The organism is Runella sp. R5_40 (genome assembly GCF_057652295.1).
This window is the reverse complement of the sequence record NZ_JBYFCH010000001.1, coordinates 466,936-489,555: the sequence shown is the minus strand read 5'-3', so window position 1 is coordinate 489,555 and position 22,620 is coordinate 466,936. Positions and strand designations below refer to the sequence as shown.

At 44.6% G+C, this 22,620-nt stretch carries 19 protein-coding genes; 9 read left to right on the top strand and 10 right to left on the bottom strand.

What is annotated here, in order from left to right:
- Positions 1 to 52: 52 nt before the first annotated feature.
- A complete protein-coding gene (locus tag AC23N5_RS02145) occupies positions 53 to 499 on the bottom strand; it encodes a nucleoside deaminase (protein WP_028523908.1) in 447 nt (148 codons plus the stop codon).
- Between the two features lie 86 nt (positions 500 to 585).
- A complete protein-coding gene (gene acpP, locus AC23N5_RS02140; RefSeq protein ID WP_028523909.1) occupies positions 586 to 825 on the bottom strand; it encodes an acyl carrier protein in 240 nt (79 codons plus the stop codon).
- A 491-nt stretch (positions 826 to 1,316) separates the two neighbouring features.
- On the opposite strand from acpP, the gene AC23N5_RS02135 reads away from it, so the two are divergent.
- Both AC23N5_RS02135 and AC23N5_RS02130 read left to right on the top strand, forming a co-directional pair.
- Positions 1,317 to 2,816 (top strand): glycoside hydrolase family 32 protein, encoded by a 1,500-nt coding sequence (locus AC23N5_RS02135; RefSeq protein WP_487754317.1) that lies wholly within the window; start codon positions 1,317 to 1,319, stop codon positions 2,814 to 2,816.
- A gap of 51 nt (positions 2,817 to 2,867) precedes the next feature.
- Positions 2,868 to 3,797 carry a carbohydrate kinase family protein gene (locus AC23N5_RS02130; RefSeq protein WP_487754316.1) on the top strand — a complete coding sequence of 310 codons (930 nt, stop codon included), beginning with the start codon at positions 2,868 to 2,870 and terminating at the stop codon, positions 3,795 to 3,797.
- A gap of 85 nt (positions 3,798 to 3,882) precedes the next feature.
- Here AC23N5_RS02130 and AC23N5_RS02125 read toward each other — a convergent pair whose 3' ends face one another.
- The 6 genes from AC23N5_RS02125 to AC23N5_RS02100 form a co-directional block, all read right to left on the bottom strand.
- Positions 3,883 to 5,178 (bottom strand): monooxygenase, encoded by a 1,296-nt coding sequence (locus AC23N5_RS02125; protein ID WP_487754315.1) that lies wholly within the window; start codon positions 5,176 to 5,178, stop codon positions 3,883 to 3,885.
- A complete protein-coding gene (locus tag AC23N5_RS02120) occupies positions 5,178 to 5,321 on the bottom strand; it encodes a hypothetical protein (protein ID WP_487754314.1) in 144 nt (47 codons plus the stop codon). Before AC23N5_RS02120 ends, AC23N5_RS02125 begins: the two co-directional genes overlap by 1 nt.
- A 602-nt stretch (positions 5,322 to 5,923) precedes the next feature.
- The gene (locus AC23N5_RS02115) at positions 5,924 to 6,652 is read right to left on the bottom strand and encodes a hypothetical protein (RefSeq protein WP_487754313.1); all 729 of its coding nucleotides are present in this window, start codon (positions 6,650 to 6,652) and stop codon (positions 5,924 to 5,926) included.
- 81 nt (positions 6,653 to 6,733) lie between these two features.
- Complete coding sequence (locus tag AC23N5_RS02110) at positions 6,734 to 8,458, bottom strand: SusD/RagB family nutrient-binding outer membrane lipoprotein (RefSeq protein WP_487754312.1); 1,725 nt, start codon at positions 8,456 to 8,458, stop codon at positions 6,734 to 6,736.
- A 40-nt stretch (positions 8,459 to 8,498) separates the two neighbouring features.
- A complete protein-coding gene (locus AC23N5_RS02105) occupies positions 8,499 to 11,789 on the bottom strand; it encodes a SusC/RagA family TonB-linked outer membrane protein (RefSeq protein ID WP_487754311.1) in 3,291 nt (1,096 codons plus the stop codon).
- A gap of 650 nt (positions 11,790 to 12,439) precedes the next feature.
- Positions 12,440 to 13,204 (bottom strand): patatin-like phospholipase family protein, encoded by a 765-nt coding sequence (locus AC23N5_RS02100; RefSeq protein ID WP_487754310.1) that lies wholly within the window; start codon positions 13,202 to 13,204, stop codon positions 12,440 to 12,442.
- Between the two features lie 87 nt (positions 13,205 to 13,291).
- Between AC23N5_RS02100 and nspC the strand changes: the two genes are divergently transcribed.
- From nspC to AC23N5_RS02075, 5 genes are all read left to right on the top strand, one after another.
- Positions 13,292 to 14,449, top strand: coding sequence for a carboxynorspermidine decarboxylase (gene nspC, locus AC23N5_RS02095; protein WP_487754309.1), 1,158 nt, complete (start codon positions 13,292 to 13,294; stop codon positions 14,447 to 14,449).
- Positions 14,450 to 14,594: 145 nt separating this feature from the next.
- The gene (locus tag AC23N5_RS02090) at positions 14,595 to 15,005 is read left to right on the top strand and encodes an RrF2 family transcriptional regulator (RefSeq protein WP_122932518.1); all 411 of its coding nucleotides are present in this window, start codon (positions 14,595 to 14,597) and stop codon (positions 15,003 to 15,005) included.
- Between the two features lie 71 nt (positions 15,006 to 15,076).
- Entirely contained in the window at positions 15,077 to 15,490 is a 414-nt protein-coding gene (locus AC23N5_RS02085; RefSeq protein WP_028523918.1) for a hypothetical protein, read from the top strand.
- Positions 15,491 to 15,820: 330 nt separating this feature from the next.
- Complete coding sequence (locus tag AC23N5_RS02080) at positions 15,821 to 16,570, top strand: hypothetical protein (RefSeq protein WP_487754308.1); 750 nt, start codon at positions 15,821 to 15,823, stop codon at positions 16,568 to 16,570.
- A 12-nt stretch (positions 16,571 to 16,582) separates the two neighbouring features.
- Complete coding sequence (locus AC23N5_RS02075; protein ID WP_487754307.1) at positions 16,583 to 17,728, top strand: M28 family metallopeptidase; 1,146 nt, start codon at positions 16,583 to 16,585, stop codon at positions 17,726 to 17,728.
- 9 nt (positions 17,729 to 17,737) lie between these two features.
- On the opposite strand, the gene pnuC is transcribed toward AC23N5_RS02075, so the two are convergent.
- On the bottom strand, positions 17,738 to 18,394 hold the full coding sequence (pnuC, locus tag AC23N5_RS02070; protein WP_487754306.1) for a nicotinamide riboside transporter PnuC: 657 nt from the start codon (positions 18,392 to 18,394) through the stop codon (positions 17,738 to 17,740).
- Positions 18,395 to 18,535: 141 nt separating this feature from the next.
- Between pnuC and glgB the strand changes: the two genes are divergently transcribed.
- Positions 18,536 to 20,569, top strand: a complete 2,034-nt coding sequence (gene glgB / locus AC23N5_RS02065) for a 1,4-alpha-glucan branching protein GlgB (protein WP_183978308.1) — start codon at positions 18,536 to 18,538, stop codon at positions 20,567 to 20,569.
- 78 nt (positions 20,570 to 20,647) lie between these two features.
- On the opposite strand, the gene AC23N5_RS02060 is transcribed toward glgB, so the two are convergent.
- The gene (locus AC23N5_RS02060; protein ID WP_122932512.1) at positions 20,648 to 21,379 is read right to left on the bottom strand and encodes a hypothetical protein; all 732 of its coding nucleotides are present in this window, start codon (positions 21,377 to 21,379) and stop codon (positions 20,648 to 20,650) included.
- Between the two features lie 128 nt (positions 21,380 to 21,507).
- On the opposite strand from AC23N5_RS02060, the gene AC23N5_RS02055 reads away from it, so the two are divergent.
- Positions 21,508 to 22,605 carry a hypothetical protein gene (locus AC23N5_RS02055; protein WP_487754305.1) on the top strand — a complete coding sequence of 366 codons (1,098 nt, stop codon included), beginning with the start codon at positions 21,508 to 21,510 and terminating at the stop codon, positions 22,603 to 22,605.
- Positions 22,606 to 22,620 lie beyond the last annotated feature (15 nt).

The following is a 22,620-nucleotide window of genomic DNA, read 5'->3' as shown; positions in this document are numbered from 1 at the left end:
TTATTTTAAAAGTAAGATTGTATGTTCGAGAGCAAAACATCATGCCCGCGTTTTATGTTCGCAGCTTGAGGAAAAAATTCTTCAACAATTGCGTATTTTCTTCTTCAAGCACGCCTCGGCGAACCAACGTTTTGGGGTGGAGCAGGGGCTGTTTGACGAGCGAAAAACCGCGTTTTTCGTCGGAAGCACCATAGACTACTTTGCCAATTTGTGACCAATACAGTGCGCCCGCACACATCACGCAAGGCTCAAGCGTTACGTAAAGCGTACAATCGCGCAGGTATTTTCCACCCAAATACGAAGCCGCTGCCGTGATGGCCAAAATTTCGGCATGAGCAGTGACATCCGTTAATTGTTCGGTTTGATTGCGGGTTTTGGCAATGATTTTACGTTGGCATACGACCACCGCTCCCACGGGGATTTCGCCTGCTTCGGCGGCGGCTTCGGCTTCGTAAAGGGCCAATTGCATGTAGTATTCGTCCGAAAATAAAGGGTACATAGTCGTGTACAGTAAGTCACAAAAATAAAGAGGATATGACCATCATAGCCATATCCTCTTAAAAGTGTTTGAATGGGTTGCTTGCCTTAGGCGGCCATCGCAACGCTTTGTTCTTCTTCAAGGTACTGGATAAGTTTACTCAATGTAGTGAGTTTGTGATAATCTTCGTCGGGGATGCGCAAGCCAAACTCTTGCTCAAGCTTCATCATTAAGTCAACAGTGTCGAGGCTGTCAAACCCTAAATCTTTTACAAAATGAACATTTTCTGTGACGGCGCGGCGTTCAACGCCAAATTCTTCAAGGATGTTTAAAATACGATCTTTCATGGCACTGTACGTTATGGTGACTACTGGTTTCTACTATGCTTGTTTAACGTCGAGTTAGGCATAAAAATTTCACAAAATAAGATGAAACGAATGCTTAGCTGGCTGCCTTTTGCACAACCTCCTTTGAAACAGTAAGATAGGGGAAACGTTTTTTGTAAAAAAAGTAGAATCTGGCTTTTTTGCTGCCTAATTTATTCTGAGGGGCTGAGTAGTCACTTGCAAAAAAAATGACGTATAGTTTGGAAAGATTTTTGTAAATTTCGCTTTGAGCGGCACAGTACCGCACAGTTATTTGAAACAAGTTTTTTAAACTTGCCCACTTTCTTCTGAAATTGATATTTATACTAAAAATACTGATAGGTTAAGGAACGAATGAAAGCAAATGGTAGTAGTTAATCACTACTACCATTGTCCATTTGGTTATCTTTTTTTAGTAGCTTGCTCCCTCGATTTTTCTCCCTGTCGTTTTTTTTTAAATTAACACAGAATTTATGAAACAGCTAGTGGCTAGTTTTTGCCTTTTGATGGCTTTTTTTTCGGGATTGGCGCAAGATTTTCGACCAACGTTTCATTATACTCCTCCCAAAAACTGGGTAAACGACCCCAACGGTTTGGTCTATCTTGATGGAGAGTATCATTTGTTTTATCAGTACAATCCTTTTGGGAACAAATGGGGGCACATGAGCTGGGGACATGCCGTGAGCAAAGACCTAGTGACGTGGGAAACGCTACCCGTTGCGCTACCCGAATATCCCAATACCGACGGCACAACGACCATGGTGTTTTCGGGCTGTGCGGTAGTTGATAGCCTCAATACGTCAGGCTTTTTTGAGGAAGGGTTTCATAAAGGGCTGGTAGCCATTTATACGTCGCACATTGAAGGAAAAGCACAGCACCAAAGCATTGCGTATAGCAGCGATAAAGGCCGTACGTGGCAACTGTACGAGAAAAACCCTGTGCTAGATTTGGGAATGAAAGACTTTCGTGACCCCAACGTAATTTGGTATCCTGAACACAACGCTTGGATTATGACGGTGGTAAAACCGCTGGAATACACCGTACAGTTTTATGAATCCAAAGACTTGAAAACGTGGGCGTTGTTGAGTGAATTTGGAAAGCAAGGCGACATGACCAAGATTTGGGAATGTCCTTCGCTGATTAAAATACCCGTAGAAGGGAAAGGCAAAAACCAATCGAAGTGGGTATTGATGATTTCGAGCGGGCATCGGCAAAAGGGTTATTTGGCGATGCAATACTTTGTTGGGGACTTTGATGGGAAGCAATTTATACCTCAAAAACAGGAAGAAATTTTGTACGTGGACGAAGGGAAAGATTTCTACGCAGGAATTCCGTTTAGCAATTTGCCTCCAAAACACAAAAAGCCAATCATGATAGGATGGATCAACGACTGGGAATATGCCAACGATATTCCTACGGGCGATACTTGGCGAGGGGCGTTTTCAGCACCGCGTGAGATGTCGCTACGGATGACACCCAACGGGTATCGGCTTTTTCAACGGCCTATTCCTGTGTTTCAAAAAGTGATGAGTAAAAAAGCGTTAGTGGCTAAAAATGCGGCCATCAGTGGTGTATGGAAAGTGCCTTTTCAGGGAGATTCGTACGATTTACTGCTGGTGATTCAACCTCAAAAAGCAGAAGGATTTACGCTTCGTTTGCTTCAAAGTGGAGAGGAAGCGACCGTGCTGCGCTATGATGTGGCTACCCAAGAACTTTTGCTCGACCGTACAAAATCGGGCTTGACCGACTTCCACCGCCGTTTTTCGGGTATTGATCGGGTAAAAGTACCACTCCGAAAAGGTAAACTGTATGTGAGGGTATTGGTAGATAAGTCCATCGTGGAGGTGTTTGCGCAGGGGGGAGAAAAAGTAATGACCAATTGGGTGTTTCCCACCAAAAACGCGGGTGAAATCTCTATTGCTTCAGAAGGTAGCAGCATTAAAGTAAATTCCTTGTCTATCAAGACCTTCTAGTTTGCAAATCACGAAAGCATTTCTAACTTGCAGGCCATTACAAATATACCTATGATGAACAGAAAATACGCTTTAGTATCGGTCGGAGAACTACTGGCCGACCTTATCGGAACGGAGTTTACCCAAAACTTAACGGACACCACTACCTTCCAACGTTTTCAGGGAGGAAGTCCCGCCAACTTAGCCGCCAACATGGCGCGTTTGGGCAACCAGACCGCGCTGGTGTCGTGCGTCGGTACCGACAATGTGGGGAATTATCTCATTGAAAAAGTGGCTGAAACGGGCGTTGATACAGCTTACATTGCCAAAGATGCCTTGGCTCCTACGAGTATTGTGCTGGTGTCACGTACCAAAGGAACGCCCGATTTTATTGCGTACCGTACGGCCGACCGAATGATTCAACGGGAACATATTTCGGATGAATTACTCCAAAATGCCTCGTTTTTTCATACTACTTGTTTTGCCCTGAGCCAAGAACCTGCCCAAAGCGCCATTGTAGATGCGGCAGCACGGGCGCAAGCAGCGGGCTGCATCGTAAGCCTTGATGCCAATTATGCACCGCCCATTTGGCCTGACCGTGCGCACGCCCAAAAAGTGATTGCGGACTATTGTAAAAACGGTGCTTTTGTAAAACTAAGCGAAGACGACGCCGAGCGAATTTTCGGTGAAGTTCGCTCAAATGCAGCGGTTATTCAGACTTTCCACCAAATGGGGGCGCAGTTGGTGTGTCTTACGTTGGGGGGGAAAGGAAGCATTGTTTCGTCTAATTATGGCAAAGACTACGTCGAAATAGAAGGCCGTCCGATTGAAGTAAAAGATGCCACGGGTGCGGGTGACTCGTACTGGTCAGGGTTTTTGACAGCGTGGCTGGACGGAAAAACGCCTGCCGAATGTGCCCAAGCAGGGGCCAATATCGCCGCGTTGAAAATCAGCACCGTAGGCCCGCTTCCTGCCAAAGTCGATAGGGCTATCTTGTATTGATTTTGTCGGATTGCCTTGATTCTGTCGGGTTGTGAGCAACCCTACTCACGGTGAAGCGGGTTGCTCACAACCCGCCTTACTGATTCTATTTAGTAGAAGTAACTTGCAGTCGATTTTCGTCGCCCGTTCGGTAGGGAACGTAATAAATCACCATTTCCATCATTTCGGAGGTGGTATTCCAGCCAAAGCCTACGTCGCGGGCGGGCTTGAAGGGATTGAGGAGGTTTTCTTCCGTATTGTCATAGGCTGCTTCGGCCAAAATAACGGTGCCGCGGGGTACTTTCACGAGCTTTTCAAACTGGTAGGTCATTTGCCAATTAAAATCCCAATTGTCAATTTTAATAAACGGTGCCAAGTCGCCGTCGGGTGTGATTCCAAACGACTTGAAGGTTTTGCCCAAATAGTGCATGTGGGGCAAAATCGAAATCGCTGAAATGTCTTCTTTGAGCGGGCCTAAGCTCATAAAAAATGACGCTTTTTGGTTGGCACGAATCAAAAAAGGCGGGTTGGTGATGTGCTGCTCGTGAAGAATCAATGACTGAACTTCTCGCTCGACGGGCTTACGGGTGTAGTAAAGACGGATTTCTGATTGGTCGGTTTGGAAGGTGGCCGAGGGCGAGTAGTGCATGTACAAAATCAGGTTGGAATGCGCCTTGATTTTCTTGGCAACGCCATCGGGAAACTGAATGCGGTCATTGCCAGGCACCCAGCCGTACAGAAACTCATCAGCCATCGGAATTTTTTGAAATTCGGCCAATTTTGGGTCAGCGCCGTGCATCCCTTCCAACCCCGCCATGCGCCCACTGGTATCGACCATCACACGGCTGTGGTGTACCACCTTGCGGTTGCCAGGCAAAAACTCGATGGCTTCCACCATCACATCTTCGGTCAGCCCAGTGGGAATGTGAAAATACCTAAACTCCTCAACGCCCGTATTGGGAACCGTAAACGCATTTTGCATTTTCAGAACCAAATCGGGTTGGCGCATTGTCATGCTGACGAAGGAAGCATCTATTTCCTTGCCCTTTGCCAATTTTTGCTCCTTGCTTTTTTTTCCTTCCACACTCCCTTGCGCTACCCATTGCTGAATCAACGCAATTTCTTCATCGGTAAGTCCGCGTTCGTTGGCATAATGCTGAAAAGAGCGGTCGGCAGGAAAAGGGGGCATGTAACGAATTTGGGTTACTTTGGCTACAAATTCGGAACGTTTGGCGACTTCTTGGTAGGTTTGAAGACTAAATGGCCCAATGCCGCCAGGGCGGTGGCAACCCGTGCAGTTTTTGGCAATGAGGGGTTCTATATGCTCATAAAACGTTAGCTTCGTTTGAGCCCACGAGTTCGTAATAAAAAACAGTAAAGAGAGCGTTAACCCCAGTCGCATTAGTTGAGGGCATCAAAGTTTGCGTCTAAAAAATGCCATATTTTTAGTTTCAGAAAATCTTCACGCAATTGCCGATTATCTCGCTCTGTGATAATAATAAAATCAGATTGGCTCATGCGTCTCACCTCGTCTTTGAATTCCATGTTTTATGACACTTTATTGCTCTCCAAAAATAAAACAAAACCCACCCAAAAACAAAAATAGCAGACCCCGAAGAATCTGCTATTAAATATTCTATGGAATTGGCGGTGAGAATACCACCAATGGAGTTATAAGTTGTTATTGGTAATATATTAAACAAGCCAAATCACAACCACAATCCCCCAATTCAATTCCATAACTTCCTATAAGGTCATTAGGACAATGTGAACCTTCAAATTCAGAACAGTCTGCTATTTGAATCGTAATATAACTCGCATTACCGCCGCCAGCCACTACTGTTACCCACGTACTGGTAGGGTCTTGCCATGGGGCAGAGCTACAAGGACAAGAAGTAGAACGATAATATGTAACTGTTGCTCCACAATAAACTTGAGTTGGTCCCGTAATACCTTCTACAGCCTTCTTTTCAGAAGTTAAATGAGTAAAACTCATTCTTACTAGACGCACCAATACTGATAAAGCTCATTAGGGCAGCTACACAGAAAGATAGTAGAACTTTCATAAGAGTAATAAGTTTAGAGGTTACAAATATTAACTAAGTTACAACCTCTAAACTTAAAAAGCAAATACTATTTGACATATTTTATCTGACATCCAACGTCAATCGGCAATTTGCATTACCTTCTGAAGGAGGGGTTGGGTCAAGGCAGATACTGTCTTCATTCCACACACTAAATACTAAGCCAGATGTTGTAGTTAAAGCCCATGTAACTTTGATTAAGTCAGCAGCAGCACCTGTTTTTGCTGCTTGTAAACGTGCTCCCGCAGGGCGAGGACGCGCTGGGTTATCAAATACTTTTACCGCATTTACTTTGTCATACTTTACAGTAGCATCCTTAAACAAATTATAAATTTCGTCAGGAGTAATGCTAAAGTTATTCCATTGACGGTTAGCAGTAACACTTGAAATGGACTTAATAACTTTTTTACCAAGTGAAGCAACTTTTGGATTTCCATCAGGGTCTGTATAGGACTCCTGCATTTCCACGAAGATGTCTATTTTATTTACTGTTAACTGATTATCCAAGGATACCCAACGAATTTTGAAGTCAATTTTTTGGGTACTTTGATCTGCTTTGGTAAAGTAATCTGCATAATCTTTCTTAAGTGAAAGATATTGTTCAGTTGCTTTTTCTGCATCCGTTTTTTTGGCGGCGATATTAGCAATATAAGTCGGGTTCGTAACTTTTACAAAAGACCCTAATCCATGCACACCTGGTTCCCAAGGTTTGTTTGGGTTCAACGATTCATCACGGCATCCTACCAAAAGGAAAATCGCCAGAGATAGTGAGTATATAAGTGTTTTTTTCATTTTGTATCTTTCTTTAGGTTTGGAGAATGAAGAGTGCTAATGTTAACATTCGGCATTCTTCATTCTAAATTCGTCACTATTTTAAAACTCCCACTTCACTTTAACTTTGTCCCAGAAGATTGGGTCGCGGTCAAAAATCACATCTGTGATGTACTTAGAGGCGTTAGGGTTTAGTGCACCTTCCGACTGAGGATAAGGCAAACGCAACGCGTACTGACGTGGTGGTTTTGAGATTGGAGTCATGATACCTACCGAAAACTGCTTAAATTGGCCTTGGATAGGATAACCTGTACGGCGTTGGAAATTCCACAAATCCATGCCTTGACCCCAAGAACAGAACCAAAGTTGTTTGGCCACTACGTTTAATTTAGCCGAATTACTTGCAGCAGCATCATAAAGACCTAACCAAGTTTTTACGTAAGCGTCCACATCAGCTGTAGCTGGTGCTTTGGCGCGGGTTGGATCCGACTTTAGCCCTTGTGCTACTACTACTGCCATTTGCTCGCGCATTGCTGCTTCAAACAACGCTTTTGCGTCGCCTGTTACCCCTGTATTATCCAAGATAGCTTCAATTTGGTAATACTTAGTGTTCCAGCTATGGATGATAGGCCATTGACCATCACCACCTGTGTTAAGGGCAGCTTGGCCAGTAAGTCCTACGGCAGCCACACTGCGGTCAGAATATACCCCACCCGCAGGATAACAACCTGGCGTAGCGCGAAGCGTTCCATCGGCAGCAGCTCCTGATACGTCTCCACGGTCACGGCCAAAGAAACCAGCGATGTAAGCTAAGTCGGCTGCAGGAATATCGCCTGTGATGTTAAAGGCTTTTTTATACTCATCTAAGAATGTAGCACGCAATGGCAAGTAAGAACCCCCAAAAGGAGTCGTACCACGGTCAGTTGGGTTGTTTTGATCCAAGATGCGGCTTGTCTGACGATAGAAATAGAAAGGCAAACGTGGGTCTTTGTTCAAAAGCATTTCTCCCATCAATTGGTGGTTGATGTAACTTGGATCACCAAGACCTGCGTAGGTAGCATACCATGGGTGCGTATTTCTTTCAGGAGCTACTTGCTTAGAGTACAAATAAGACCAGTTTTGGGCAGCAGTAGTAATGTAACCACCTGCTTCAAAAGCTGCTTTCAATTCTGCATTTCCGTTGGCACGACCCTTACGAGAGGTAAGCAACAAACGTAGCTTAACAGATTTTGCGATACGCGTCCACGTAGCAGCGCTACCACCACCAAAGTAATCATTTTGAACGGCTACGGCTTGAGGCTTTGCCAATTCAGTAACCGCTTGGTCACACAATTTGAGCAAGTCTTCATAAATCTCCGAATCTTTGTCAAACTTCGGCGTTTTATTAGGTTCTGTGGCGTTTCCTTTCCAGGCTTCAGTGTAAGGAATATCGCCAAACATATCCACCATGTGACCTACTGCAAATGCTTTCAAGGTCAAGGCAATGCCGCGATATACGGGGTTTTTACCATCTGCGGATGCTTTTAACATTTCTTCGATGGTCTGAAGCTCACGGAAACGAGAGTTCCAAGTTCCTTGGTAAGACGTATTGCTGAGGTTATAGGAATCACTAACCGTACTTAGACCTGCAAAGCCCATAGCGTCGTTGTTGACTGCTACGTGTGCGTTGATGGCAGCGTTTTCTGCTACTGGCAACAAAAGCGCCAATGAGCCCGTTGCAGGGCGGTTGGGGTCGGTGTTGATATCCAATTCTGTCAAAGTACAAGAACTTGCAATCGCAATAAGTCCTCCTAGCGACAGGGTTTTAACTATGTTTTTGTAATTCATTGTATGTCTCTTTTGAATGATGAATGAATTGGGCTACTGATTAGAACGTTGCCGTTAAGTTCACCCCAAAACGGCGTGTTGAAGGTGAAGCTCCCAAGTCAAATCCTTGAATATTTGAATCCGAGAAGTTTGACAAAACTTCAGGGTCAAAGTTCAAACCTTGTAACATATTTGGAGCGTAGAACCACAAGTTACGTCCTGATACTGAAGCACGGAGGCCACCAAATACTTTGAGGTATTTTTTCAAGAACGTTTTAGGAACTTCGTAACCCAAAGAGATTTCACGAAGACGTACTACTGAAGCATCATAGATGTTTACTTCATCAGCACCGTATGCACCATAACCATCAGAGAAGTGGTATTGGAAGGCAGACATGGCAATCGTGTTTTTGATAGGCTTACCGTCGTCACCCAACAATGGCTTGTACGTAGCTGGATCACCCAATACACCTGGGATTACGCGCATTCCTTCGCGATTTTCAGAGTTTTTCAACTGACCACGCAACAACAACGATGCTGCCGTAGATGAGAACAAGCTTCCACCCGCTTTGTAATCAAGCAAGATATTCAAGTTAAACCCTTTGAAAGACACTGTGTTTGTCCAACCTACAGTATATTTCGTGTTAGGATCTCCGATGATGGATGCACTAGCCGCGCGTATTGGCAAACCAGTATTAGGGTTAATCAATAAGTTACCGTTTTCGTCGCGAGCATTTACTGAACCGTAAATTTGCCCATAAGGCAATCCGTTACGGAAGATAGTTCCCAATGACGAAAGACCTGTACCGCCAATGAAGATTTCGCCTCCAGGGCCTGCATCTTCCACTTTAGAGCGAATACGTGTGTAAGCTACAAACGAAGTCCAAGTAAAGCCGTTGCGTAATTTTACTGGTACAAGCGTTAAGCCCAATTCCCATCCCTTGTTTGAGATTTTACCTGCGTTGGTAATTTCTGTGTTAAAACCAGTGGTGTTTGGCAATTGGCGTGTTACAATCAAATCGGTAGAAACACGATTGAAGTGAGCTAAGTCAAGACCGATACGGTTGTTCAAGAATTGAAGTTCTGCTCCTAATTCTACTTCAGAAGTGAATTCTGGTCGTAGCGTGGCGTTGTTCAACTGGCTTGGCAAAGACGCGGTTGAAATAGCCGTTCCGTTGTAGAAAGTACGACTCAAGTTGTAAGCCGTATTTACTTGATATGGATCGGCATCTTTACCTACTTTAGCGTAGTTAGCTCTGATTTTACCAAAGTTGATGATGTTTTTAGGCAGTGCTAAGATATCCGTAAAAATAAGTGATCCTGAAATCGCAGGATACAAATAGCTGTTGTTAGCCGCAGGTAATGTAGAAGAATGGTCTTGACGAACTGATGCCGTGATAAAAGCATAGTTGCCATAGCCCAAAGTCAATTCAGAGAAAACACCATACAAACGACGCTTGCGAGAATATTCGTACGCAGTTTGGGTCAACGTTGCTGCGGTTGTCATTACGTTTGGATCAATTACAGGAGACCCTGATACACCAGACTCACTATAGCTACGTTCGTTGGGGTTAAAACCAACCAATAATTTTGCGTTGAATTTTTCGGTGAAATCGTGTTGTGCGGTTGCCAAAAACGTAAAGTCAACCTCCGTATTGGTCAAATCTTGACGTGAAACTGAGCCCAAAGGTTGGAAAGTACCGCCTGGACGGATGGTGTTACGACGAATTTCTGAGTAGGTGTTCAAACCACCACGGGCTGTTAGGTTTAACCAAGGCGTTACGTCGTAGCTCAATGCCATGTTTCCATAAACACGGTTTACGCTTGAGTGATAAAGGTTGTATTTCGCTGTCCAAAGTGGGTTGTCCAATGCACGGAAATAAACGTTTGAGCCATCCACTGGGTTTTCAAATGGATAACCAGCAAGGTCAAAGTTACGTGGCTGATAAAACAAACGACCATAGATAGAACCCGCAGAAGCAAGTCCGCCGTAGTCGGCGTAATAACCAGCACCCGACTGCGGGCTTTGCTGATTGGTGCGTGTGTAAGCAACACTACCACTTACGTTCAAACCATTAACCAAGGTAGCATTTCCACCAAAGCTAAGTGTTGTACGATCAGTTGATGAATTAGGAATAATCCCTTCGTTTTTGGTACGCGACATAGAGGCGTTCAACGAAGTTTTGTCCCCAGTAGAGTTGATTTGAACGCCATTTTCGATGACATTACCTGTACGGAAGAATCCACCGATGATGTCATAAGGCTGCAAAGGTACTGCAATACCACGGCCATTTGCTTGCAATAGCTCAGGAAAAGCTGTTTTATAACGTGCTGCGCCGTAAGCTACAGTTTGGTCCACCAATGGGTGAGGAATTGTACCTGCAGGATAATCAGGGTCAATAATTTTTGAATAACGCTCAAAGCCCAGAGCAGCATTAACACGATCTACTTCAGAGGGGAATACAGTTCCCCAGTTACCGATAAATCCACCGTTATAGGTTTGGCTGGACCCTTGGGTATAAGTATTTTGGTAGTCTGGAATAGATGAAATCTTTTCCATTGAATAAGAAGAATTGTAGGTTACTTCCAATCCTTTGCGGGCCGATTTACTACCTGCTTTTGTGGTGATAACGATAACCCCGTTGGCAGCACGTGAACCGTAAAGTGCCGAAGCCGCCGCACCTTTCAACACCGTCATTGACTCAATGTTGTTAGGGTCGATGTCGTACGCACGGTTTGAGGTTACAGTGTTTTGGTTGTAACCTTGGGTTGAGTTTACCCCGTTGTCAAAAGGAATACCGTCCACAACGAAAAGGGGCTGGTTGTTACCTGTAAATGAGTTGTTACCACGGATGGTGATACGTGTACCCGCACCTGGGGCACCGTTACCCGCTGTGATGTTAACCCCTGGCACTTTACCACTCAATGCACGAAGTGGGTCAGGCTCAGAACGTTGTTGTAAGTCAGAGCCTTTTACGTTAGAAACGGCAAAGGCCAACGCCTTCTTGTCGCGCTGGATACCAACCGCCGTTACCACCACTTCCGACAATTGCTTGGTGTCAGCTGCCAAGGTAACGTTGATTTGCGTACGACTACCTACTGCAATTTCCTGAGAAACAGTACCAACAAAGCTAAACACTAATGTAGAGCTGTTAGAAGCATCTATTGAATAGCTTCCATTCCCGTCGGTATTCACACCTTTCGACGTACCCTTTACTACTACCGACACACCTGGCAGGGCACTCCCGTCCTCTGCCGAGGTCACTTTTCCTGTAATCTTGCGATCTTGAGCCACTACTGTGACACAACCTGCGCATATCAACAGGAAGCTCAGAAATAGAATTTTCCTCATAGGGATGTTTGATTTGATTTAGTTTGGTTAGATAAGTGAAACATTAGTTATGGTTAAGAAAAACGCGTGAGCGCAAAAGCAAAAACGGCTATATAATCATCGCAGAACTGTAATAGAATCCACACCATAGAATAACTATATAAGACTACTATGGTAAGAACGTAGCTTGTGTTATTCGATGTTTTGAACCTGTCTGTCTGGAATGAAAAATAGCAGCGCTATAAGAAATACGAAGAAATTGAGAAAGTAGAGTTTTTTGTCATATCAAGATTTAGTTAGGTTAAGAAAATTCCGTTCGTAAAGTAAATCAAATAATCCAAGAAATCAAATAGGAAGTAAATTCTGCAAAAGTGCCAATTTGCCAAAAATCATCTATGGAAAAATGGGTACTTTGGAAAGAAAAATTTGCTATTATAAGCGTTTTTAAGCGAATATTCTAGGTATTTTAGGCGAATGATAAGCCATGATAATCCTAGTGCAACGTTTTTTTTTCGATGCAAATTTAAAACAAAATTCTTCAAAAAATACAATAAAAAAGTGAAAAAAGAATGTTAAATTTTACTGATACCAAGGTGTGTCATTCAGGTTTTCGTCTTCAAAAAAAGGTAGTTCGTCTATTTAGTGTGTCAATTTTGATAAAATTGGAAGCCTTACTTTTTGGAGAGGGAAGAAAGAAGCATGGGTTGCTTGAGCGCACAACGATAACCTATCTGAAAAATCTCACGTGCTTTGCGCACGTCGAAAATATCATAACGGCCTACTTCTTTGGGTTCGAGCACAATATCACAGCGTTGGAGTCTTTCTTGGGTTTTGTTGCGAACAGCCAAAAGCAAGCTCCGTTCAATGATGGTGCGCGTAGAGTTGAGGGGCTTGTCTAGGGAATGTGGGTTGCAGTTGGAAGCGATGAGAAAATCGGCCTGGCGGTCGAGTAGGGGTTCAATGGGAAGGTTGTTGAGAACTGCCCCATCGACTAACATCCTTTTGTGAAAATTAACGGGGGCAAAAATACCTGGCAGGCAGCTTGAAGCCATAAGCGGACGAATGAGCTCGCCCTGGTCAAAATAAACAATTTCGCCTTGTTCGATGTCAGTAGCCGCCACAATGAGCGGTGTTTTGAGCTGGGCAAACGAATTATGGGGAATGAGCTGGAGGTATAAATCTTCTACTTTGTCCATTTTCAGTAATCCTGGGGCTGAAAATGAGGGACGTAAGTATTTGAGAAAATTGGTCTTTAACAGGATTTGCAATACTTCGTCGGGGCTGTATCCATGAGCTACCAAAGCACCTGCAATGGCTCCTGCGCTTGTGCCAGCAATAAAATCGGGGACGATTCCTTGTTCGTTCAATGCTTTAATAACGCCTAAGTGCATGATGCCACGGGCGCCTCCTCCCGATAGTACAAGTCCGATTTTCATATTATAGTTTTATATTTGTCGTCTGTATCGCAACAAATTTGTATAAAATAAAGATTCAATCATTCGTCACTCGACAATATAAATAACATGTCTATTGATTTTACAACCCTTCCGTCGCCTTGTTTTGTATTGGAAGAGCGCTTATTGCGTCAGAATCTACAACTTATCAAAGGAGTGATGGACGAGGCTGGCTGCCAAATCATCTTGGCTCTGAAAGGTTTTTCAATGTTCAGTGCTTTTTCGATTGTAAGGGAATATTTACCTGGCGCAACGGCGAGTTCGCTAAACGAAATTAAACTGATCAATGAGTATTTAGAATACCCATCGCATACGTACATTCCTGCCTACAAAGACAATGAGTTTGACGAAGTATTGGAGCGTAGTAGCCACATTACCTTCAATTCGCTTTCTCAGTGGAATCGCTTCAAAGACAAAGTAAGTGCTTACAATGCTGCTCACCCAGCGGCAAGTGTTTCGTGTGGGATTCGGGTCAACCCGCAGTATTCGGAAGTAGATACTGACATGTACAACCCGTGCGTGCCTGGTTCACGCTTGGGCGTGACTCGCGACCACTTTGGAGAAACGCTCCCCGAAGGTATTGAAGGGATTCATTTTCATACACTTTGTGAAAATGGTTCGGATGTGCTTGAGCGAACACTGGAAGCCTTGGAAGCGCGGTTTGGAGATTTGTTGCACCAAGCAAAATGGCTAAACATGGGTGGAGGTCACCTCATGACGCGCGAAGGATACGATATTCCAAAACTCATTCAATTGGTAAAAAGGTTAAAAGAAAAATACCAATTAGAGGTTATTTTAGAGCCAGGCTCGGCGATTGCTTGGCGAACAGGGTATTTGACTTCTACGGTTTTGGATATTGTCAATAGCCAAGGAATTGAGGTGGCGATTTTGGATACATCCTTTGCGGCACACATGCCCGATACCCTCGAAATGCCGTACAAGCCGCGTATTTTGGGGGCTTACCATGAGCCGCAGGCAGGAAAACCAACCTATCGCCTTGGCGGAATGACCTGCTTGGCGGGTGATTTTATGGGAGATTATTCCTTTGACCAGCCGCTAGAAGTGGGGCAAACGTTGGTATTTGATGACATGATTCACTACACAATGGTTAAAACGACGACCTTTAATGGAGTAAATTTGCCCTCAATTGGTATATTTCAGCAAAATGGTACTTTTAAACTTGTCAAAGAATATGGCTACGATAGTTTCAAAGACCGCTTGAGTTAGGACAAGTGTAATGTACTCAAATTTAATAGACTATTGAAAAAAGTCGTAAAAAATATGAGTTGAACATGATAATCTATTGTTCAAATCGACTAAATTTGCAAAAAAGTCTTTTTCGTTTATAACCCTCAACCATAATGATTAACTCATGATTTCTAAAAAAGCCAAATACGCCCTCAAAGCTTTGAAAGTTTTGACCGAAGAGCACGGCAAAGGCCCAGTGCTTATTTCTCATATTGCAGAGCGCGAAAATATACCTAAGAAGTTTTTAGAGGCTATTCTGTTGGAATTGCGTAATCACGGTATTTTATCAAGCCAAAAAGGCAAAGGCGGAGGGTACATGTTGAGAGTTGATCCAGAACGTGTCAATTTTGCGCAAGTGATTCGGGTTATTGATGGTCCCATTGCCCCAACGCCGTGTGTGTCTTTGCATTTTTATGTAAAATGCGACGACTGCATCGACGAAGCTACCTGTGCTTTACGACCTATCATGGAAAATGTTCGGGATGCAAACTTGGGCGTATATGAGTCAACAACCCTTTCAATTTTTGTGAAATAGTTGAAAGTCTGGTATTTAGTCAACAATTAACAAATAACAGTGGCTCGCCACTTTAAACAACCCAATCCCAAATGGAAATTCTCGTTCGTGCACATTCAGGCTTGCGATATGTTGTATTAGGGCTTTTGATAGCGGCTATTATTACAGCATTCGGTAAGAAAAGTGAAAGCAATGCCCCGTATTCTAAAGTGTATTTGTTTGCCATGATTGCGACGCATACACAATTACTTATCGGTTTAATTTTGTACTTCATGAACATTGGTGTGAAAGTACGATTTGATATGATGAGCGATAAATTTTACCGCTTTTTTGCCGTTGAGCACCTCGTTGGGATGCTTATTGCCGTAGCCCTTATTACGGTCGGCAACGCCCAAGGGAAAAAAGGAAACCACGCAAAAGTGTTTACGTTTTATTTAATCGCATTGGTCGTTATTTTCTTATCGATTCCTTGGCCTTTCCGCAACTTGGGTTCAGGTTGGTTTTAATACTTGGTCAGACGACAGTCTGACCGAACCTGCAATTTTAGCATTCAGTCTGACTATCGTCTGACTTGGGACTCGGTCAGACGACAGTCAGACCGAACCTGCGATTTTAACATTCAGTCTGACTATCGTCTGACTTGGGACTCGGTCAGACGACAGTCAGACCGAACCTACGATTTTAGCATTCAGTCTGACTATCGTCTGACTGAGACTCTACAAACAAAAATCGGTCAAATAAAGGTATGCAAACCTTTGTTTGACCGATTTTGCTTGAAAAGCATCTGACATTTTCGTATATTAGCCACAGATTCAGAATTTTAACCCTCCCTGCCCATGAAACACGGTTACGCGCTTGCTGGATTGTTGTGGTGGTTTTCGTTGTCGTCAGGATTTTGCCAAAACCGCCTTTTTAGAGGACACTGGTACGTAGGTGCCGACGTTGGTATTTTAAGTAGTCAAACCCGCATGGTGGCGGGAGAACTCCAGAAATATAGCTCGGGAGGGTCGGGGATTATGCCCATCTACGGCCTCAAAGTAGGAAGAATCTTGAACCCTTATTTTTCGGTAGAAACGGGGGCGTATGCTTTACCGCTCAATCTTGTTTATCTGTACCAAACCGACCGGGTCATTGGAACCAACTCCTTTCGTTTCTTGAGTATTCCTATTCGTGCCAATTGGCGAGTACGGGTTTTTCATGACAAACTGGAAGCACACCTTGGTGCAGGGTTACAATACGTTCGTTCTAATACACCCTATAATTTTACTAAGTTTAGTGGCCTAATCACGTCGCGTGGGCATACGTGGACTGATTCGTTGGCGTATTCAGGTTCGGTTGGGGTGGTTCGCCAACATTCGATAAATGCCGAACTCAACGCAGGCATTCATTGGGCATTGTCACGCCGCTTGACATTGAGCATGTATGCTCGCCAAATGTTCGGTATGATGAACATTGCGCAGATGGAAGTGGCGATTAAAAATAACCAAGAACCTACCGATAAAGCAAGGTTTGTCTCCAAAGGAGCGGGCTTTACCACTGGTGTAGGTATCCGATACAACCTTGCTCCTAAACGACGTTTCAACTAGCCCCCAGTACGAATGGCTTTACAAACATCCTCACTTTTACGACAGCTCACGGCTTTTTCGCACCGTGGTGTTGGTAGTAGCTCAAACACAAAAACGGCGACCCTGATTGCCGAAACCCTTCAAAAGATTGGCTTTACCGTCGAAAAACAAACATTTCAAACCCCTGCGACTTATGTTCCTATTGTTTATTGGCTGATTGGGGTTTTGGCGCTTGGGCTGTTGAGTGTGCAGTGGTGGGGATTGGTTTCTGTATTGTTGGTAGCCATATCTGCGGTCAATGGTGTTCTTTACTTCGATTGGCGTCCCTCTTGGCTGCTATACGCCCCGCCTTTGGTGCGTGCCGAGAACGTGATTGGGCGTTATGGAGAAAAAGCCAATGGTCAAAAAGTGATTTTGATGGCACATTTCGACTCTGCTCCTGTCTCTTTTTTGTACCGACGCCAAACCAAAGATGGTTTTCGTAATTCCATTCGGGCAAGTATGGTTTTGATGGCTTTGGCGGTTCCTGTGGTAGGGTTGAGTTATCATTTGCCCCAAAACCAGTATTTACTGGTGATTCGGGTGTTGTTAGTCACTTATTTTCTGGGGCAAGCCATTTTGGGGACAATAGGTTTTTGGCAAAAAGGGTTTACCAACGGTGCGAGTGACAACGCCACGGGTGTAGTGGCTGCGTTGGCAACTGCGGAGAAATTGAAGGCATTACTGAAAGATGCGGAGATAGAAGTCGTACTGACCAACGCCGAAGAGGCAGGCATGATAGGAGCCTATCATTACTTTCAGAAAAAGTTTGATAAAAGTCGCCAAAATTACCTCATCAACTTCGATACATTGGGAAATGGCCAGTTGAATGTCATTACAAAAACGGGCAGTTTGTCGTTGATTGAATACAACAATGACCTAACAAAAACGGCATTGGCATTGATTGAAACCCAGCCCCAATTTAAAGAGATAGCCGTAGGAGATTGGCATACGGCTGATTTTGACTCCGCTTGGTTTGTCAGGGCGGGAATTCCTTGCATGACGCTTTCGACCTTAGACGCCGAGGGAACCATGCCCAATATTCACCGCCCAGAAGATACCATTGACCATGTGGACGAAGCTCCTATGCACCAAGCGATTGATTTTGCGGTGGCCGTTGCCCAAAAAATTCCCCAGTAATTATTGGCTCTATTTGGAATAATTTCGGTATTCCTTTGTCCAGTTGTAAGCCCCAAAAGCGGCGATAAAACAGAAAACAAAGTAAAGCAAAGCATACAGCTTCACGTCTTTGAGCGAATACATGTAGGTAGAAATGGCATCGATCAAGAGCCACACGTACCACGCTTCAATTTTTTTGCGAATGAGCATAAAAGTAGCAACAATGCTCATCACCGTAGTGAAAGAATCCATGTAAGGAAACGCGCTAGGCTGACTAAATAAGGTAGGAAATAATCCGTGCAAATTTTTGGCAAAAGTGCCTAACAGTACCGTACAGATAAGCCCACCGACGCCCAGAAAAAGCCATTGTTGCACCGATAATTTGCTAATTCTAAGTTCGTTTTTGAGGTTGGCTTCTGCTGCCTTCGGGTATTTCCATTGCCACCATCCGATGAGGTTGGTAATGAAAAAGAATACCTGCAAAAACATATCGGGATATAATTGTATCTGATAAAACAACACAAAAGCCAGTACGACATTGACCAAGCCAATGATCCAGCTCCACACATTTTCACGGGCTGAGAGCCAAACTGCCACGCCGCCAGTGATGGTTGCCCAAAATTCGAGGTGGCTCATTTGGTAGCCTAATGCCTCAAAAAAGATGTTATTGATGTCAAAAAAATCCATTTGTGTAGGTAGCCCGTTAAAGAGATAGGGGGAGTATTTTAATTGGAAAAAGATTTTTTAAACTTAATAGTACAATTATGGCTCGAAAAAATCTATTTTGCGGCATATAACCTATAGTGAACCAACTCTAAGCTCAATATTATGGCAAAATCAACCAAAACAAAAAAAGAAGTTGTAGCCGAACCCTCTGTCCCTAAAAAAACGCGCAAGAAAGCCGAACCCGTTGTAGAAGCAGCAGAAACTGCCGAAATAGCGGTGGAGTTGAAAAATGTTGAAGAATATTCCCTGTTTTCCGAATTTGATATTTACCTTTTTAAATCAGGAAAGCACTACAAACTGTACGAAAAACTCGGTTCGCACGTCGTCGAGTTCAAAGGTGTCATTGGTACGTACTTTGCAGTATGGGCTCCCAATGCGCGTTTCGTCTCGGTGATTGGAAATTTTAACGGCTGGAACCGTGGAAGCCACCCACTAAGCGCTCGCTGGGATGGCTCAGGTATTTGGGAAGGGTTTATCCCGAATATTGGTCGTGGCGAAGTTTACAAATACTTTATTCACTCCAATAACCACGGCCAAGACCTCGAAAAAGCCGACCCGTTTGCTTTGTGGTGCGAAGTGGCGCCCAAGACGGCTTCGGTGGTTTGGGATACGTGGTACGAATGGCAAGATGAAGCGTGGATGCGCGACCGTCGGAAAAACAACGCCCTCAATGCGCCGATGTCGGTGTATGAAGTGCATTTGGGTTCATGGATGCGCGACCCCGCCGATCCCGAACGGTTCCTTAATTACCGCGAGATTGCCGATGCCATGGTGCCTTATGTCAAGGAAATGGGCTTTACCCACGTAGAGTTTATGCCCATCATGGAAGCGCCTTATCCGCCGTCGTGGGGCTACCAAATCACAGGCTATTTCTCGTGTGCGTCGCGCATGGGAGCGCCGCAAGATTTGATGTACCTGATTGAAAAGCTTCACGAAGCAGGGGTTGGGGTGTTGATGGACTGGGTACCTTCTCACTTCCCAGGCGATGCGTACGGGTTGTACAATTTTGACGGAACACACCTCTACGAGCACGCCGACCCACGCAAGGGTTACCATCCCGACTGGAAGAGCTATATCTTTAACTACGGCCGCAACGAAGTGCGCTCGTTTTTGATTTCTAATGCTTTGTTCTGGCTAGAACGCTACCATGCCGATGGTTTGCGGGTGGATGCCGTGGCGTCGATGCTGTACCTCGACTACTCACGCAAACACGGAGAATGGATTCCTAACGAATTTGGAGGCCGTGAAAACTTAGAAGCAATTTCGCTCTTGCGCGAAATGAACGAAGCGGTTTACAAAGAGTTCCCCGATGTTCAAACCATTGCCGAAGAATCGACGGCCTTCCCTGGCGTTTCTCGTCCTGTGTATTTGGGCGGTTTAGGCTTTGGTATGAAGTGGATGATGGGCTGGATGAACGATACCTTGAAGTATTTTGAAAAAGACCCAATGTATCGTCGTTGGCACCAAGACCAAATCACGTTTAGTTTGGTTTATGCCTTCTCCGAAAACTTTATGTTGCCACTTTCGCACGATGAAGTGGTGTATGGTAAAGGTTCGCTGATTGGAAAAATGCCAGGGGATGATTGGCAACGCTTTGCCAACCTCCGTTTGTTGTTTACGTACATGTACACACACCCAGGAACGAAGCTAGTATTTATGGGTGGGGAGTTTGGACAAGAACGCGAATGGAATTTCCAGCAGTCGCTCGATTGGCATTTGCTCAACCATGGCTCGCACCAAGGTATGAAAGCCTGCATGAAGGCCCTCAACCAAACACTGCGTAGTCAGCCAGCTTTACACGATTACAACTTCTCACCCGAAGGGTTTGAATGGATAGATGCCCAAGACCGCGACAACTCGATTGTGATTTATATGCGCAAAGGCATCAATCCAAGCGACACCATAGTGGTGGTGCTCAACATGACGCCAACGCCACAGTATCAATACCGCATAGGTGTTCCTGCGGCGGGTAGTTGGGAAGAGGTGTTTAACAGCGATTCGACTGCGTATTTTGGTAGTGGCGTGAGCAATGCGACACCGATTGAGGCCGAGCCTATCAAGTGGCATGGGCGGGAACAGTCGGCCTTAATTACGATTCCGCCGTTGGCGGGTATCGTGTTGAAACGCAAAGGATAATACATTAGACCTACGCATAAAAAAACTCCCTCGGTACATGCCTGAGGGAGTTTTTTTATGGTTGTGTAAAATCCAAAATTAGAAGAGTAAACTTAAACCTCCTCCAAAGCTCAATAAACCTATTGGATGTACTTCTCTGATTTTGTCATCTACCTTATCTTCACCGATGGTGAGGGTGCTGGTGAGGTTGTTGTACGACGCACGCGTGCTGATGTAGTCGGCATGGACGGCGAGGGCAAAATTGCGGGTTACTTTCACGCGAATGCTGCTACCAGCACCTACAGAAAACGAACCGCTTTTGGTCTGGGAGGTTTTGATGGTCAAAGGGACATCATAAAACTGCCCTTTGAGTTCTGTCGATGGACGCTCAATCCAAGAATAACCACCTGTGACCCGGGCATCAAACATCAAAAGCCCTTTGGACAACGTCAGGTAAGGACCTACCATGAAGTGCGAGCAGTTCCAAGTGCCTCCCGTAACACTCCAACTTCCTCCAGAGTGACTTGTTTGGATATTTTGAACTAGCTTTTGGGTACTTGATTCATTTAAACAATTGGTAAACGAACCTACCACCCCCAAACGGCGCGTAAGACGATAGCCGCCTGTGATTTGCATAGAAGTACCACGCAGCGCTGATACGTCCGAAGGTGCTGTGGGGTCGCCTTTCATGAGCGACTTTACAGGCATACTGATACCCCCTGAAAGGTTGATAAAACCACGGTGGTCGATGTGTGATAAAATAAAAGTTTGCTGGCCAAAACTCATACCTGCGATGAGCATAGCAACAACCGATGTATATACTTTTTTCATTTTATTGTATGGATTAAGGTTACTTGATTAGGGTCTATCAAACTCCGTGCCAAACTTTTAAATCGCTGATTTACAGTTGGGATTTGGTGCCAATGTTTTTGGTGAAAAAGATTTTGCGATATTCGTACATGGATTTAACTAGCGCAGAACTACTGGAGAGAATCATCGGAAAAATTGCGGCTTTGCAGTCGAAAGGGGAAGGATGTTTTGATGAAGGGCTTTTTCCAGCCCAGCGCGTCAACCGCTCAATTGGGTACGTAAGGCCAGATACGACGGTGTTTTTTACGGCCGTTGTTGTGTTTACACTACAAAAAATAAAGTCAAAGCTACCCAAGAAAGCCCAACAGCAGGTGGAAGTAATGGAAGAAAAAGCGTTAAAAACGTACCCGCTTTTTCGGAACAAAGATGGCTTGAAAACGTATAATTTTTGGAAAACACGGCCGTCTAATCATTTTCCAAATGGCTATTTATTTCGCCGATTCGAACATTTTCGGATTCCTGATGACGTGGACGATACGGCCATGATTTACCTGACTTCATCGCCTACCAACGAAGAGGTAAAATGGCTAAAAGAGAAGCTGATTTTACACGCGAACCTCACGAAACTACAGGTGAAGAATACCTACGCCGATTATCGGAATTTACGGGCGTATTCCACGTGGTTTGGAAAAAATATGTACATCGAATTTGACGCGTGTGTGTTGGCCAATTTGATGTATTGTATTTATGAATACCAACTTCCGCTCAATCGACACGACGAGGATAGCTTGACCTACATTCGGTCGGTTATTGAAACAAATCGATACCTTGAGGAGCCGTTTCGCTGTGCGCACGAATACCCAAGAACGGTTCCGATTATTTACCACGTAGCTCGGCTTATGGGTGCTTTTGTCGTTCCAGCGTTGGAGCCCATTCGGGAAAAATTGATGGCAGATACGCAGCAGTTGTTGACCAAAAAACAACCGATTTTGGACGAAATTGTGTTAAAAACGTCATTGATACGCTTAGGGGTGACGGAAGGGATAACCGTGAGCCGTGATTTGTCAACCTTGACAAAGGCGGACTTTGAAGGGTTTTACTTTTTTATTGCGGGTTTGTTGACGGCCTACGAACATCCTTGGCTTTACCGATGGGCCAAGTCGCCACTGGTGCAAATGCGTTGGGAGTGTGAAGCGCACTGTTGGACGCTCATTGCTGAGTACGTGGCCTTATCACAAAGCTTGTAACGGTACTTCAAGCCA